Annotated in this window: 1 protein-coding gene; it reads right to left on the reverse strand. The window is 55.6% G+C overall.

Features of this window, described 5'->3' with window-relative positions; translation table 11 throughout:
• The coding region (locus HBA93_RS22975; RefSeq protein ID WP_221724770.1) for an MOSC domain-containing protein at positions 1 to 243 on the reverse strand (243 nt) is incomplete at both ends.

A 243-nucleotide genomic window follows, 5' to 3' on the forward strand; every position in this document is an offset into this window, starting at 1 on the left:
CCAGCCGGTGCGCCCGCTGCGTTGTACGCGCAAAGCCATGTCGCCGGTGTCAAAGCGGATATTCAGTTTCCAGCACGGCTGGCGTCCCTGACTGACCTGAATGACAGCGTCACTGGTCTGAAAAATATCGCCGATTGCCACCGTTTCTTCAGTCAGTCCGGTGGTGGAAAGATTTTCGCCAAATGCACCGGCATGGTTCAGAATAGTGCGCTCACCGATTTCCTGCTTCCAGCCGTCATAATG

Origin of the sequence: Ochrobactrum sp. SFR4, assembly GCF_019730395.1 — a bacterium.
In the GTDB taxonomy this organism is placed as follows: Bacteria; Pseudomonadota; Alphaproteobacteria; order Rhizobiales; family Rhizobiaceae; genus Pseudochrobactrum.